This is a genomic window from Salipiger marinus (assembly GCF_035481585.1).
Lineage (GTDB): Bacteria > Pseudomonadota > Alphaproteobacteria > Rhodobacterales > Rhodobacteraceae > Salipiger > Salipiger marinus.
This window is the reverse complement of sequence record NZ_JAYKSL010000006.1, coordinates 212,188-226,492: the sequence shown is the minus strand read 5'-3', so window position 1 is coordinate 226,492 and position 14,305 is coordinate 212,188. Positions and strand designations below refer to the sequence as shown.

Here is a 14,305-nt window from a genome sequence, read left to right as displayed (position 1 = left end):
CCGGATCCATCCGGACGACAGGCACATTCGGCAAAATTGAGCGGTACTCCCATGACGGAAATGGTTTACGGCACGGTCACCGTGCGCGATGGCGAACCCGTTTTGCCCAAATGGTGGCGCACGGTGGACAGATGGGCGCTGTCCTGCGTGCTGATGCTGTTCGGGGTGGGGATCCTGCTGGGGCTGGCCGCCTCGCCGCCGCTGGCGGAGCGCAACAATTTTGCCCCCTTCTACTACGTGCAGCGGCAGGCGTTTTTTGGCGGGCTGGCGCTGACGGCGATGTTCCTGACCTCGCTGATGACCCCGGTCATGGTGCGGCGCATGGCGGTGGTGGGCTTTCTCATCACCTTCCTGTCGCTGCTGGCGCTGCCCTTTCTGGGCACGGATTTCGGCAAGGGCGCGGTGCGCTGGTATTCGCTGGGCTTCGCCTCGCTGCAGCCTTCGGAATTCCTGAAACCCGCCTTCGTGATCGTCACCGCGTGGATGATGGCCGCCAGTCAGGACATCGGCGGCCCTCCGGGCAAGACATGGTCCTTCGGGCTGACGCTGGCCATCGTCATCGTGCTGGCGCTGCAGCCCGATTTTGGACAGGCGAGCCTTGTGCTCTTTGGCTGGGGGGTGATGTGGTTCGTGGCGGGCGCGCCGATGCTGCTGCTGCTGGGAATGGCCGGGCTCGTGGTGCTGGGCGGCAGCTTTGCCTATAACAATTCCGAACATTTCGCCCGCCGCATCGACGGCTTCCTGACGCCGGATGTCGATCCGACGACCCAGCTTGGCTATGCGACCAATGCCATCCGCGAGGGCGGGTTCTTTGGCGTCGGCGTGGGCGAGGGGCAGGTGAAATGGTCGCTGCCCGACGCCCATACCGATTTCATCATCGCCGTCGCCGCCGAGGAATACGGCATGGTGCTGGTCATGGTCATCATCGCGCTCTACGCCACGGTGGTGGTGCGCTCGCTGCTGCGGCTGATGCGCGAACGTGATCCGTTCATCCGGCTGGCGGGCACCGGGCTTGCCGCCATGTTCGGCGTGCAGGCGATGATCAACATGGGCGTGGCGGTGAGGCTGCTGCCCGCCAAGGGCATGACCCTGCCGTTTGTCAGCTATGGCGGCTCCTCTCTGATCGCGGGCGGCATCGCGGTGGGGATGCTGCTGGCCTTCACCCGCTCGCGCCCGCAGGGCGAGATCGGCGAGATCCTGCGCGCCCGCACCCGCTGAGCCGTTCCGCAGGCGGTCGGGCTTTTACGGCCCGGCCCCCTGCGCTAAGGGCGGAAGGCACGGGCGGGGGCGGCGAAGCCCCCCTGCGCCGCACAGGCGACAGGCAAGCGACGGGGGACAGCCCCCGCACAGGGACAAGGACAGGCACCATGGCGGAACGGCCCCTTCTGGTCATCGCGGCAGGCGGCACGGGCGGTCACATGTTCCCGGCGCAGGCGCTGGCCGAGATCATGCTGCGGCGCGGCTGGCGGGTCACCCTGTCCACCGATGCCCGCGGAGCGCGCTACACGGGCGGCTTTCCGCATTCCACCCGGATCGAACAGGTGGCCTCGGCCACCTTCGCGCGGGGCGGGCTGCTGTCCAAGGCGCTGGTGCCGCTGCGCGTGGCGCGGGGCGTCGCCGCCACGGCGGCGCGGTTCCGGCAGGACCGGCCTGCGGCGGTGGTGGGCTTTGGCGGCTATCCCTCGATCCCGGCGCTGGCGGCGGCATGGCTGCTGAAACTGCCGCGCATGATCCATGAACAGAACGGCGTGCTGGGCCGGGTCAACGAGATCTTCGCCTCCCGCGTCGACATGGTGGCCTGCGGCACATGGCCCACGAAACTGCCCGACGGGGTGGAGGGCGTACATGTGGGCAACCCGGTGCGCCGCGCCGTCAAGGAGCGGGCAGGGGCCGCCTATATCCCGCCCGGCGATTACCCGATGTCGCTGCTGATGATCGGCGGCAGTCAGGGCGCGCGCATCCTGTCGGATGTGCTGCCCCCCGCCATCGAGGCGCTGCCGATGGAGATCCTGCGCCATCTGCGGATCAGCCATCAGGCCCGCGACGAGGACGGCGCGCGGGTGGCGAAATATTACTACGAACACGGCATCGACGCCGAGGTGAAGCCGTTTTTCGACGATCTGCCCGCCCGCATGACCGAAGCGCAGGTGGTGGTCTCGCGGTCGGGCGCCTCTTCGGTGGCCGATATTTCCACCATCGGGCGGCCCTCCATCCTGATCCCCTATGCGGTGGCGGCGGGCGATCACCAGACCGTCAACGCGCAGGCGTTGGTCGAGGCGGGGGCGGCGATCCGCATTCCCGAAAGCAAGCTGACCGTGGACAGCCTGCGCGACGCGCTGGAGGCGGTGCTGGGCAATGCCCAAGGCGCGCTGCAGATGTCGCGCGCCGCGCTGTCGGTGGCCCGGCCCGATGCCGCAGAGCATCTGGCGGCGCTGGTGGAAGACTTGGCCGGGATGGCCCCGGCCCCGGAACTGGCCGAAGATTTGGAAGACAGATGAAACTGGAACGCATCGAAGGAGCCGCCATGAGCCCCGCCACGAAACTGCCCGGCGATGTCGGACCCATCCATTTTGTCGGCATTGGCGGCATCGGCATGTCGGGCATTGCCGAGGTGCTGCTGAACCACGGCTATGTGGTGCAGGGCTCGGACCTGAAGCGGTCCAAGATCACCGACCGGCTGGAAACGCTGGGCGCGCATGTCTTCGAAGGCCAGAGCGCCGACAATCTGGAGCGGGCGCAGGTGGTGGTGATCTCCTCCGCCATCAAGACCGGCAATCCCGAGCTTGACGAGGCGCGGCGCCGTGGCCTGCCCGTGGTGCGCCGGGCCGAGATGCTGGCCGAACTGATGCGGCTGAAATCCAACGTCGCGGTCGCAGGCACCCATGGCAAGACGACCACCACCACCATGGTGGCGACGCTGCTGGATGCGGGCAAGTTCGATCCCACCGTGGTCAATGGCGGCATCATCCATGCTTACGGATCCAACGCGCGGGTGGGCTTGGGCGAATGGATGGTGGTGGAGGCGGACGAATCCGACGGCACCTTCAACCGGCTGCCCGCCACCATCGCCATCGTCACCAATATCGACCCCGAGCATATGGAACACTGGGGCTCGATCGAGGCGCTGCGCGACGGCTTCTATCAGTTCGTGTCCAACATTCCCTTTTACGGTCTGGCGATCTGCTGCACCGACCACCCCGAGGTGCAGGCGCTGGTGGGCCGCGTGACCGACCGCCGCGTCGTCACCTATGGCTTCAACGCGCAAGCCGATGTGCGCGCGGTCAACCTGCGCTACGAAAAGGGTGTGGCGAAGTTCGACATCCTGCTGCAGGCCGAAGGCGCGCGGATCGACGGCTGCTCGCTGCCGATGCCGGGCGATCACAACGTGTCCAACGCGCTGTCGGCGGCGGCGGTGGCGCATCATCTGGGCATGAGCGGCGACGAGATCCGCGCGGCGCTGGCGGCTTTTGGCGGCGTCAACCGCCGCTTCACCCGCGTGGGCGAGGTCAATGGCGTGACCATCATCGATGATTACGGCCATCACCCGGTGGAAATCGCCGCCGTGCTGAAAGCCGCGCGTCAGGCCTCCGAAGGGCGGGTCATCGCCGTGCACCAGCCGCACCGCTATTCCCGGCTGTCGAACCTTTTCGAGGAGTTCTGCACCTGCTTCAACGAGGCGGATGTGGTCGCGATCTCCGATGTCTATGCGGCGGGCGAGGATCCCATTCCCGGCGCCTCGCGCGATGATCTGGTGGCGGGGCTGATCCGGCATGGTCACCGCCACGCCCGCGCGATCCTGTCCGAGGACGATCTGGAACGGCTGGTGCGCGAACAGGCCCGGCCCGGCGACATGGTGGTCTGCCTTGGCGCGGGCACGATTTCGGCTTGGGCCAACAACCTGCCCGGACGGCTGGACCGCTGAGCGGCGCGCGGGGGGCAGGCCATGACCCTGTCGCTGGCGCTGGCCTGTCTGTGGGCGATCCTCGGCGGGCTCTTGGCGATGCTGCCCTCGCGCGACAATCACTGGCGGCTGGCCTATGCGCTGATCGCCACCGGACTGCCGCTGCTGGTCTATGTGGTCTGGCAGAACGGGCCGCTGGTCGGGCTGGTGGTGGCGCTTGGCGCGGCAAGCGTGCTGCGCTGGCCGCTGCGCCATGGCTGGCGCTGGCTGCGGGGCAGGGCCCTGCGATGGAAGGCACGACATGACTGACAGCTATCCCCCCCTGCGCGGCAGGCTGACCCGCGACCGCGCGCTGGCCGATCTGACCTGGCTGCGGGTGGGCGGGCCCGCCGATGCGCTGGTCCAGCCCGCCGATCTGCAGGATCTGTGCGATTTTCTGGCGGCCCTGCCGCCCAAGATGCCGGTCTTTCCCATGGGGGTCGGCTCCAACCTTATCGTGCGCGATGGCGGGCTGCGCGCCGTGGTGATCCGGCTCGGGCGCGGCTTCAACGCCATCACGGTGGAGGGGACGCGCGTCACCGCCGGGGCGGCGGCGCTGGATGCGCATGTGGCGAAGCGCGCGGCAGAGGCGGGGGTCGATCTGACCTTCCTGCGCACCATCCCCGGATCCATCGGGGGTGCGGTGCGGATGAATGCGGGCTGTTACGGCAGCTATGTCGCCGATCACCTGATCGAGATCCGCGCGGTCAGCCGCGACGGTCGGCTGGTCACGCTGCCCGCCGCCGATCTGAACCTGCGCTACCGGCAGAGCGATCTGCCCGAAGGCTGGGTGGTGGTCGAGGCGGTGTTGAGCGGCGCCCCCGGCGATCCGGCGGAGCTGGAGGCGCGCATGGACGCGCAGCTGCGCAAACGCGACGAGACGCAGCCGGTCAAGGACCGCAGCGCCGGGTCCACCTTCCGCAATCCGGCGGGCTTCAGCTCCACCGGGCAGGCGGATGACAGCCACGAGCTGAAGGCTTGGAAAGTCATCGACGCGGCGGGTCTGCGCGGTGCCACACGCGGGGCTGCGCAGATGAGCCCCAAACATCCCAACTTTCTGGTGAACACCGGCGGGGCAACCGCCGCCGATCTGGAAGGATTGGGGGAAGAAGTGCGAAAAAAGGTTTTCCAACACAGCGGATTGCAGCTACATTGGGAAATCATGAGGGTCGGTGATCCACTGGACAGGACCGGGGTCTGACCCCGGCGGCGACAGGCACGCCATCAGCCGGCCCGCGATGCGTCGTGGTTCTATTTGCGGGGGGCAGCCCCTGCAACAAAAGCGGGGTCAACCCCGTCAAAAAAGGGGCGCAGAGCCCCGCAGATCGAGGCGGTTTGGGGATGTCGAGCAGGACAAGCCCCAAGGTGGCGGTGTTATTGGGCGGGCCCTCGTCAGAGCGCGAGGTGTCTCTCAGTTCCGGGCGGGAATGTGCCGCCGCTTTGAGGGATCAGGGTTTTCAGGTCGTCGAGCTTGACGCAGGCGACGATCTGCCCGCGCGGCTGGCCGCTGAAGCGCCGGATGTGGTGTTCAACGCATTGCATGGCCGCTGGGGCGAAGATGGCTGCGTGCAGGGGCTGCTGGAATGGCTCCGCCTGCCTTATACCCATTCCGGGGTGCTGGCCTCGGCGCTGGCCATGGACAAGGAACGCACCAAGCAGGTTTACCGCGAGGCGGGGCTGCCGGTGGTGCCCAGCCTTCTGGCCCTGCGCGACGAGGTGCGCCGCCGCCATGTGATGGCGCCGCCTTATGTGGTCAAACCCTATAACGAAGGCAGTTCGGTCGGCGTCTATCTGGTGATGGACGGGGCGAACACGCCGCCGCAGCTTTCCGAAGACATGCCCGAGACGGTGATGGTCGAGGCTTATGCGCCGGGGCGCGAGCTGACCACCACGGTCATGGGCGACCGGGCGCTGACCGTCACCGACATCCTCACCGACGGCTGGTATGATTACGACGCCAAGTACAAGGCGGGCGGATCGCGCCATGTGCTGCCTGCCGAGGTGCCCGCCGAGATTTTTGACGCCTGTCTGGACTATGCCCTGCGCGCGCATCGCGCGCTTGGCTGCCGCGGGCTCAGCCGGACCGATTTCCGCTGGGACGAGGCGCAGGGGCTGGCGGGGCTGGTGCTGCTGGAAACCAACACCCAGCCCGGCATGACCCCCACCTCGCTGGCACCCGAACAGGCGCTGGCCTGCGGGATGAGCTTCGGCGAGGTCTGCCGCTGGATGGTGGAGGATGCCTCATGCAACAGGTGACACAGGTGTTCCGGCCCGATCCCGCGCCGTCCCGGCTGAAATACCGCATGGAACGGCTGATGCTGACGCCGCTTTTCCGCTTCGCGCTGCGCGTGGGTCTGCCCTTCGCGCTGGGGCTGGGCGGGGCCAGCTGGTATTTCTCGGTCGAGGCCAACCGCGCCGCCGTCATGGACGCGCTGCTGGGGCTGCAGGAGCAGGTCCAGTCCCGCCCCGAATTCGCCGTGAGCCAGATGTCGATCGACGGTGCGGGACCCGGGGTCACCGCCGCCGTGCGCGAGGCGATGGCGCTGCAGCTGCCGCTGAGTTCCTTTGATCTGGATCTGGACGCGCTGCGTGCCCGTATCGGCACCCTGGACGCGGTGAAATCCGTGGCCCTGCGCATCCGGCAGGGCGGGGTGCTGCAGGTGGATGTGGTGGAACGGGTGCCGGTGGTGCTGTGGCGCAGCGGCACGGGGCTCGAGATGCTGGATGACAGCGGCGCCCGCGTCGGCCCCGCCGCAAGCCGCACCGACCGGCCCGACCTGCCGGTGATCGCAGGCACCGGCGCGCGCGACCATGTGTCCGAGGCGCTGGCCCTGCTGACGGCGGCGGCCCCGCTGGAGGGGCGGCTGCGCGGGCTGGAGCGCATCGGCGAACGGCGCTGGGACGTGGTGCTGGATCGCGGCCAGCGCATCCTGCTGCCCGAAACCGACGCGGTGCAGGCGCTGGAACGTGCCATGGCCATGGATGGCGCGGTGGACATGCTGTCGCGGGACATCGCGGCGGTCGATTTGCGGCTGGCACAGCGGCCCACCCTGCGGCTGAGCGCCATGGCATCGCAGGAATACTGGCGGATCAAGGCCATGGAGACCGGAGACCAACGACAATGATCGAGCTCTACGAATCCCAGCGCGCGATGCGCAACATGCGGCGCGCGGCGATGCAGCGGGGTGTGGTGGCCGTGCTTGACGTGGGCAGTTCCAAGATCGCCTGTCTGGTGCTGCGCTTTGACGGCACCGACCGCCAGACCGACAGCGGCGTGGGCTCGCTGGCAGGGCAGGCGGGGTTCCGGGTGATCGGGGCCGCCACCACCCGGTCGCGCGGGGTCCGGTTTGGCGAGATCGCCGCGATGAGCGAGACGGAACGCGCCATCCGCACCGCCGTGCAGGCGGCGCAGAAAATGGCCGGGATCCGGGTGGATCACGTCATCGCCTGTTTCTCGGGCGCCACGCCGCGCAGCTACGGGCTGGCCGGTAAGGTCGAGGTCGACGCGCCCGTGGTCAGCGAACAGGATGTGGCGCGGGTGCTTTCGGCCTGCGACGTGCCGGATTTTGGCCCGGGCCGCGAGGTGCTGCATGCGCAGCCGGTGAACTTCGCGCTGGATCACCGCTCGGGGCTCAGCGATCCGCGCGGGCAGATCGGGCGCGATCTGGCCTGCGACATGCACATGCTGACCGTCAACGCGCAGGCGATCCAGAACCTTGCCCATTGCGTCAAGCGCTGCGATCTGGAACTGGCCGGGATCGCAAGCTCTGCCTATGTGTCGGGCGTGGCGGCGCTGGTCGAGGACGAGCAGGAGCTGGGCGCGGCCTGCATCGACATGGGGGGCGGCGCCACCGGCGTGTCGATCTTCATGAAGAAACACATGATCTATGCCGATGCGGTGCCCATGGGCGGCGACCACGTCACCGGCGACATCTCCATGGGGCTGCAGATCCCCATGGCCATGGCCGAACGCATCAAGACCTTTTACGGCGGCGTCGTGGCCACCGGCATGGATGACCGCGAGATGATCGAGATCTCGGGCGATACCGGCGACTGGCACCACGACCGGCGGCAGGTCAGCCGCGCCGAACTGATCGGCATCATGCGCCCCCGTGTCGAGGAAATCCTCGAAGAGGTGCGCGCCAGTCTGGATGCCGCAGGGTTCGAGCATCTGCCGAGCCAGCAGATCGTGCTGACGGGGGCGGCTAGCCAGATTCCCGGGCTTGACGGGCTGGCAAGCCGCATTCTGGGCAGTCAGGTCCGGCTGGGGCGTCCGCTGCGCGTGCACGGGCTGCCGCAGGCCGCCACCGGGCCGGGCTTTGCCTCTGCCGTGGGCATGTGCCTCTTCGCGGCGCATCCGCAGGACGAATGGTGGGATTTCGAGATTCCGGTGGACAAATACCCGGCCCGGTCGCTGAAGCGCGCGGTGAAGTGGTTCCGCGACAACTGGTGATCGCCACCGGCGGAGCTTTGCCGATCCCCGGTCACGGGCGGTAAACTCCAGCAAAACAACGGGTCCGCAGGGCGTGACAGCCTTGGGGGCACATGGTAGAAATGACAGACCGCCCGTCAGAGGCGGCATCAGGGTCGAGCAGACCCCCTTGAAATTCCGAAGCTCCGATGGCGTGGTTTTCCGCGCCCTCTCCGCTTTGTTGTGTCTTTCAGGGCGCCGTCCGCCATATCTGGCGGTATCGGCGAGATCTCGCGAGAAACAGCAGGTTTTAAGCCATATTCAGTGGCTTTTTCACCTTTTTCGCGTGACGGCTTGGCAAGATCCCGATAATGTTTGAACCAAATACGCAGGACAGGCGTGCAACAAGTCAAAGCAGGCGGAACAGACATGGCACTCAATCTTTCCATGCCCGGACAAGAAGAGCTCAAGCCCCGGATCACGGTGTTCGGTGTCGGTGGAGCGGGCGGCAACGCGGTCAACAACATGATCGAGAAGCAGCTTGAAGGCGTCGACTTTGTCGTTGCCAACACCGATGCGCAGGCTCTGCAGCAAAGCCGCGCCGGCAACAAGGTCCAGCTTGGGGTCAAGGTGACCGAGGGTCTGGGCGCGGGCGCCCGTCCGTCCGTGGGCGCCGCCGCCGCCGAGGAAAGCATCGAACAGATCGTCGACCACCTTGCGGGCGCACACATGTGCTTCATCACCGCGGGCATGGGCGGCGGCACCGGCACCGGAGCGGCCCCGATCATCGCGCAGGCCGCGCGGGAACTGGGCGTGCTGACCGTGGGCGTGGTGACCAAGCCCTTCCAGTTCGAAGGCGCCAAGCGGATGCGTCAGGCGGAAGAGGGCGTGGAAACCCTGCAGAAGATGGTCGACACGCTGATCATCATTCCCAACCAGAACCTGTTCCGGCTGGCCAACGAAAAGACCACCTTCACCGAAGCCTTCTCCATGGCCGATGACGTGCTCTATCAGGGCGTCAAGGGCGTGACCGACCTGATGGTGCGTCCGGGTCTCATCAACCTCGATTTCGCCGACGTGCGCGCGGTGATGGACGAGATGGGCAAGGCCATGATGGGCACCGGCGAGGCCGAGGGCGAAGATCGCGCCATCCAGGCCGCCGAGAAGGCCATCGCCAACCCGCTGCTGGACGAAATCAGCCTGCGCGGTGCCAAGGGCGTGCTCATCAACATCACCGGCGGGCATGACCTGACGCTGTTCGAACTGGACGAGGCCGCCAACCGCATCCGCGAGGAAGTGGACGCCGATGCCAACATCATCGTGGGCTCCACGCTGGATGACGGCATGGAAGGCATGATGCGCGTCTCCGTCGTGGCGACCGGCATCGACGCCTCCACCGACCATCAGGAAGTGCCGGTGCCGCGCCGCTCGCTGGCCCGTCCGCTGCCGCAGGGCGAAGAGCCCGCACCGCAGCCGGTCGCCGCGCGCCCCGCGCCGCAGCAGCGCCCCGCTGCCGCACCGCAGCAGCGTCCGGCTCCGCAGCAGCAGCCCGCCGCCGCCCGCGTGGCCGAACCCCGTCAGGAGCCGCGCTACGAGGATGAAGCGCCCGCGCGCTATGCCTCCGAAGCGGATCACGGTGCCGACACGCATCTGGATCACGGCTATGACGATCACGCCGAAGAGCCGCAGTCCGATGACGGTCTGCCGCCGCCCGCCTACCGTCCGCAGGTGGCGCAGTTCCAGCCGCAGTCCGACGCGCTCGACACCCGGCCCGAGGCTTTCGTGGCGCCGCGCGCTCCGGCTCCGGGGCAGGCCTCGCCCGATACGATGGCCCGCCTGCAGGCGGCAGCCGCGCGCAACCGGGGCGGCCAGCCCGCTCCCGCACCGCAGGCGCATCAGCCGCAGCACGGCCATGCCGCCGGGGCCGACAAGCCGCGCTTTGGCATCAACTCGCTGATCAACCGCATGACCGGTCATGCTGCTCCCGAAGCGCCTGCCGCCCCCGCAGCCCCCGCGCCGCGCCGTCAGCCGCCGGTGCATGGCTCGCACAAGCCCGCTCCGGTGCAGGATGCCGAGGAGGCACAGGATCAGGACCGGATCGAAATTCCGGCCTTCCTGCGGCGTCAGGCGAACTGAACCTTACGTCATGACATGACAAGATCACCGGCTCCGGCCGCGAACGCCCCCGAAATTTGGGGGCGTTTTCTTTTGTAATCAAGCGCTTGCCGGGATGGTTCCGCGCGGCGGCGCGGACCTGCCCAGACCGGGGGCGGGATGTTTCACTCCGTTGCAATCTTTGATTTGAGGAATGGGCCCCTCGTCCGTATCTCCCTCATCAAGACATGGCCCGCGTAGGGCGAGGCCGTGCCGGAGAAGAGGTGAGACCGTGCAGACGACCATTCGCAGCGCAGCAATCTTCGACGGTGTGGGCCTTCACTCGGGCGCACCCGCCCGCATGACCATTCGTCCGGCTCCCGCCGATCATGGCATCCGCTTCAAGCGGACCGACATCCGGCTGGGCAACCGCGTCGTGCCCGCCCTCTGGGACGCGGTGGAAATCACGCCGCTTTGCACCCGCATCGTCAATGCGGCGGGCGTGTCGGTGTCGACCATCGAACATGTCATGGCGGCGCTGTCGGGCTGCGGCATCCATAACGCGCTGATCGATCTTGACGGCCCCGAGGTTCCGATCCTCGACGGCTCCGCCGCCCCCTTCGTGCGCGGCATCATGGCGCGCGGCGTGCGCCATCTGGCCGCCCCCGTCCGCGCCATCGAGGTGCTGGCCCCCGTCGAGGTGCAGACCAAGGCAGGCTGGGCCCGGCTGGAGCCGGGGCAGGGCCTGACCATGAATTTCCACATCGACTTCCCCGATGCCGCCATCGGCACGCAGGACAAGCGGCTGGATCTGGCCAATGGCGCCTTCGTGCGTGAACTCTGTGACAGCCGCACCTTCTGCCGCCAGTCCGATGTGGACAGCATGCAGAAGAACGGTCTGGCGCTTGGCGGCACCTACGAGAACGCCGTGGTGGTGGATGGCGACCGGGTGCTGTCGCCCGGCGGCCTGCGCCATGCCGACGAGGCGGTGCGCCACAAGATGCTGGATGCGCTGGGTGATCTTTACACCGCAGGCGCGCCGATCCTTGGCCATTACACCGGGTTCAAGGCAGGTCACGCGCTGACCAACCTGCTGCTGCGCGAACTTTTCGCCACCCCCGAGGCATGGCGCCTGACGCTCTGCGATGAGCGGCTTGCCGCGCAGCTTCCCGGTGTCGGCGTCGAGCGCGAGGAAATCCCGGCTGTCGCCTGAGCCGGGATGCCGTTCAAAACGCCGTCAAGGCATTTTGCACCGGAATTTTCTGTGCTAGGACCGACCCAAGGGTCCGACAGGGGCCCCGTTCAGGAAATGTGAGGAAGTCGGGCATGGCAGGCGGCAGATCGCGAAAGGGTGTGATCGGAGCGGCTTTTTCCGCGATTCTACTGGTCGGGTGCTCGGCACAGGAACGCCCCGGATTCGGTCCGGGCGGCGTCCCGATGGAGACATATTCCGCCCAGCAGATTTTTGAGCGTGGCGAATACGAACTCGACGCGAGCGACGCCGAGGAGGCCGCCTATTATTTCGGCGAGGTCGAACGGCTTTACCCCTATTCGGAATGGGCCAAACGCGCGCTGATCATGCAGGCCTTTGCCTATCATCAGGACAGGGACTACGAAAACTCGCGCGGGGCGGCACAGCGCTATATCGACTTCTACCCGACCGATGAAGATGCGGCCTATGCGCAGTATCTGCTGGCGCTCAGCTATTACGACCAGATCGAGGAAGTGGGCCGCGATCAGGGCCTGACCTTTCAGGCCCTGCAGGCGCTGCGCACCGTGATCGAACGCTATCCCGACAGCGAATATGCCCGGTCGTCGATCCTGAAATTCGATCTTGCCTTCGACCATCTGGCCGGCAAGGAAATGGAAATCGGGCGCTACTACCTGAAGCGGCAGAACTATGGCGCGGCCATCAGCCGGTTCCGCGTGGTGGTGGAGGATTTCCAGACCACGACCCACACCCCCGAGGCGCTGCACCGTCTGGTCGAAGCCTATCTGTCGCTGGGCCTGACCCAAGAGGCGCAGACGGCGGGTGCCATCCTTGGCTACAACTACCAGAGCACCGACTGGTATCAGGACAGCTACAAGCTGCTGACCGGGCGCGGGCTGGAACTGGAAGCTGCGGGCGACAGCTGGCTGGCGCAAGTCTATCGCCAGATGGTCAGGGGCCAGTGGCTGTAACATCAGGCAGGGCATCCCATGCTCCGGGCGCTTGAAATCCGCGACATGCTCATCATTGACCGGCTGGATCTAAGCTTCCAGCCGGGCCTCAACGTGCTGACCGGCGAAACAGGGGCGGGCAAGTCGATCCTGCTCGACAGTCTGGGCTTCGTGCTGGGCTGGCGGGGCCGTGCCGAACTGGTGCGCGCAGGGGCGGCGCAGGGCGAGGTGACGGCGGTGTTCGACCTGCATTCCGGCCATGCCGCCCGTGCGGTGCTGGACGAGGCGGGGCTGCCGGTGTCGCAGGAACTGATCCTGCGCCGGGTCAACACCGCCGACGGGCGCAAGACCGGCTGGGTCAATGACCGCCGCGTCAGCGGCGAGGTGCTGCGCCGCCTGTCGGAAACGCTGGTGGAACTGCATGGCCAGCATGACGACCGCGGCCTGCTCAATCCGACGGGCCATCGCGCCATCCTTGACACCTATGCCGGGACCGAGCCGCTGATGGCCGAGACCCGCGCCGCATGGTCCGCACAGCGCGCCGCCCGCAAGCGGCTGGCCGAGGCCGAGGCCGCGCTGGAGGCGGTGCGTGCCGAGGAAGATTTCCTGCGCCATGCCGTAGCCGAACTGGACAAGCTTGCCCCCGAGCCGGGCGAGGATGCTGATCTTGACCGCAAGCGCCGCATGATGCAGGGCGCCGAAAAGGTGCGCGACGACATCGCCCGCGCCAGTCAGGCGCTGGGATATGAGGGCGCCGAGGGCGCCATGGCCGATGCGCTGCGCTGGCTGGAAGGTGCCTCCGAAGGCGCCGAGGGACGGCTTGACGGGGCGGTGGCGGCACTCGCGCGCGCCATGGCCGAACTGGACGAGGCCGGGCGCGAGGTGGCCGACTGTCTGGAGGCGCTGGAATTCGATCCGCGCGTGCTGGAAGATACCGAAGAGCGGCTGTTTGCCATCCGCGGGCTGGCCCGCAAGCATCAGGTGCTGCCCGACGAGCTGCCCGCGCTGCAGCAGACCCTGTCCGGGCGGCTGAACGCGCTGGATCATTCCGCCGAGGAACTGGACGCGCTGCGCGCCGCGCTGCGCGAGGCCGAGGCGGGCTATGACCACGCGGTGCAGGCGCTGAGCACGGCGCGGGCCGAGGCGGCGGCGCGGCTTGACGCGGCGGTGGCCTCTGAACTCGCGCCGCTGAAGATGGAGCGCGCGGTCTTCCGCACTGATCTGTCGCAGGCGCCCGAAGGCCCCGAGGGGCGCGATGGCGTGGCCTTCACCGTCGCCACCAATCCGGGCGCGCCCGCCGGGCCGCTCAACAAGATCGCCTCGGGCGGGGAACTGTCGCGCTTTCTGCTGGCGCTGAAGGTGTGCCTGTCCGAAGAGCAGGGCGGCGACGTGACCATGATATTCGACGAGATCGACCGCGGCGTTGGCGGGGCCACGGCGGATGCGGTGGGCCGCAGGCTGGCAGCCCTTGCCGAAGGCGGGCAGGTGCTGGTCGTGACCCATTCGCCGCAGGTGGCGGCCCTTGGCGCGCATCACTGGCGGGTGGAAAAGCGGGTGCGGGCGGATGTCACCACCTCTACCGTCACGCCGCTGGATCTGCCCGCGCGCGAGGATGAGATTGCCCGGATGCTGGCCGGGGACACCGTCACCCCCGAGGCGCGGGCCGCCGCGCGGGCGCTCTTGGCGGGCTAGGCGCCTGA

12 protein-coding genes are annotated in these 14,305 nt (G+C 67.7%); all 12 read left to right on the top strand.

Annotation, left to right across the window (positions count from 1 at the left end; all coding sequences use genetic code 11):
* Positions 1 to 51 precede the first annotated feature (51 nt).
* Entirely contained in the window at positions 52 to 1,218 is a 1,167-nt protein-coding gene (gene ftsW, locus VK682_RS10480) for a putative lipid II flippase FtsW (RefSeq protein ID WP_089847067.1), read from the top strand.
* 149 nt (positions 1,219 to 1,367) lie between these two features.
* Positions 1,368 to 2,498 (top strand): UDP-N-acetylglucosamine--N-acetylmuramyl-(pentapeptide) pyrophosphoryl-undecaprenol N-acetylglucosamine transferase, encoded by a 1,131-nt coding sequence (locus tag VK682_RS10475; RefSeq protein ID WP_089847069.1) that lies wholly within the window; start codon positions 1,368 to 1,370, stop codon positions 2,496 to 2,498.
* A 26-nt stretch (positions 2,499 to 2,524) separates the two neighbouring features.
* Positions 2,525 to 3,922, top strand: a complete 1,398-nt coding sequence (gene murC / locus VK682_RS10470) for a UDP-N-acetylmuramate--L-alanine ligase (RefSeq protein WP_089847418.1) — start codon at positions 2,525 to 2,527, stop codon at positions 3,920 to 3,922.
* 21 nt (positions 3,923 to 3,943) lie between these two features.
* Entirely contained in the window at positions 3,944 to 4,210 is a 267-nt protein-coding gene (locus tag VK682_RS10465; protein ID WP_230794270.1) for a DUF2484 family protein, read from the top strand.
* The gene (murB, locus tag VK682_RS10460) at positions 4,203 to 5,141 is read left to right on the top strand and encodes a UDP-N-acetylmuramate dehydrogenase (RefSeq protein WP_230794271.1); all 939 of its coding nucleotides are present in this window, start codon (positions 4,203 to 4,205) and stop codon (positions 5,139 to 5,141) included. Before VK682_RS10465 ends, murB begins: the two co-directional genes overlap by 8 nt.
* Positions 5,142 to 5,281: 140 nt before the next feature.
* Positions 5,282 to 6,196, top strand: coding sequence for a D-alanine--D-alanine ligase (locus VK682_RS10455; RefSeq protein ID WP_230794272.1), 915 nt, complete (start codon positions 5,282 to 5,284; stop codon positions 6,194 to 6,196).
* Positions 6,184 to 7,065 (top strand): cell division protein FtsQ/DivIB, encoded by an 882-nt coding sequence (locus VK682_RS10450; protein ID WP_089847077.1) that lies wholly within the window; start codon positions 6,184 to 6,186, stop codon positions 7,063 to 7,065. Before VK682_RS10455 ends, VK682_RS10450 begins: the two co-directional genes overlap by 13 nt.
* Entirely contained in the window at positions 7,062 to 8,393 is a 1,332-nt protein-coding gene (gene ftsA / locus VK682_RS10445; RefSeq protein WP_089847079.1) for a cell division protein FtsA, read from the top strand. Before VK682_RS10450 ends, ftsA begins: the two co-directional genes overlap by 4 nt.
* 387 nt (positions 8,394 to 8,780) lie before the next feature.
* The gene (ftsZ, locus tag VK682_RS10440; protein WP_089847081.1) at positions 8,781 to 10,487 is read left to right on the top strand and encodes a cell division protein FtsZ; all 1,707 of its coding nucleotides are present in this window, start codon (positions 8,781 to 8,783) and stop codon (positions 10,485 to 10,487) included.
* 250 nt (positions 10,488 to 10,737) lie between these two features.
* Positions 10,738 to 11,658, top strand: coding sequence for a UDP-3-O-acyl-N-acetylglucosamine deacetylase (lpxC, locus tag VK682_RS10435; RefSeq protein WP_230794273.1), 921 nt, complete (start codon positions 10,738 to 10,740; stop codon positions 11,656 to 11,658).
* Positions 11,659 to 11,771: 113 nt separating this feature from the next.
* On the top strand, positions 11,772 to 12,626 hold the full coding sequence (locus tag VK682_RS10430) for an outer membrane protein assembly factor BamD (protein WP_089847084.1): 855 nt from the start codon (positions 11,772 to 11,774) through the stop codon (positions 12,624 to 12,626).
* 18 nt (positions 12,627 to 12,644) lie between these two features.
* Entirely contained in the window at positions 12,645 to 14,297 is a 1,653-nt protein-coding gene (gene recN / locus VK682_RS10425; protein WP_230794274.1) for a DNA repair protein RecN, read from the top strand.
* Positions 14,298 to 14,305: the final 8 nt, after the last annotated feature.

What these genes read in the sequence shown, in the direction of transcription:
- ftsW (WP_089847067.1), top strand. Translation starts at nt 52, where the DNA reads ATGACGGAAATGGTTTACGGCACGGTCACCGTGCGCGATGGCGAACCC.
- VK682_RS10475 (WP_089847069.1), top strand. Translation starts at nt 1,368, where the DNA reads ATGGCGGAACGGCCCCTTCTGGTCATCGCGGCAGGCGGCACGGGCGGT.
- murC (WP_089847418.1), top strand. Translation starts at nt 2,525, where the DNA reads ATGAGCCCCGCCACGAAACTGCCCGGCGATGTCGGACCCATCCATTTT.
- VK682_RS10465 (WP_230794270.1), top strand. Translation starts at nt 3,944, where the DNA reads ATGACCCTGTCGCTGGCGCTGGCCTGTCTGTGGGCGATCCTCGGCGGG.
- murB (WP_230794271.1), top strand. Translation starts at nt 4,203, where the DNA reads ATGACTGACAGCTATCCCCCCCTGCGCGGCAGGCTGACCCGCGACCGC.
- VK682_RS10455 (WP_230794272.1), top strand. Translation starts at nt 5,282, where the DNA reads ATGTCGAGCAGGACAAGCCCCAAGGTGGCGGTGTTATTGGGCGGGCCC.
- VK682_RS10450 (WP_089847077.1), top strand. Translation starts at nt 6,184, where the DNA reads ATGCAACAGGTGACACAGGTGTTCCGGCCCGATCCCGCGCCGTCCCGG.
- ftsA (WP_089847079.1), top strand. Translation starts at nt 7,062, where the DNA reads ATGATCGAGCTCTACGAATCCCAGCGCGCGATGCGCAACATGCGGCGC.
- ftsZ (WP_089847081.1), top strand. Translation starts at nt 8,781, where the DNA reads ATGGCACTCAATCTTTCCATGCCCGGACAAGAAGAGCTCAAGCCCCGG.
- VK682_RS10430 (WP_089847084.1), top strand. Translation starts at nt 11,772, where the DNA reads ATGGCAGGCGGCAGATCGCGAAAGGGTGTGATCGGAGCGGCTTTTTCC.
- recN (WP_230794274.1), top strand. Translation starts at nt 12,645, where the DNA reads ATGCTCCGGGCGCTTGAAATCCGCGACATGCTCATCATTGACCGGCTG.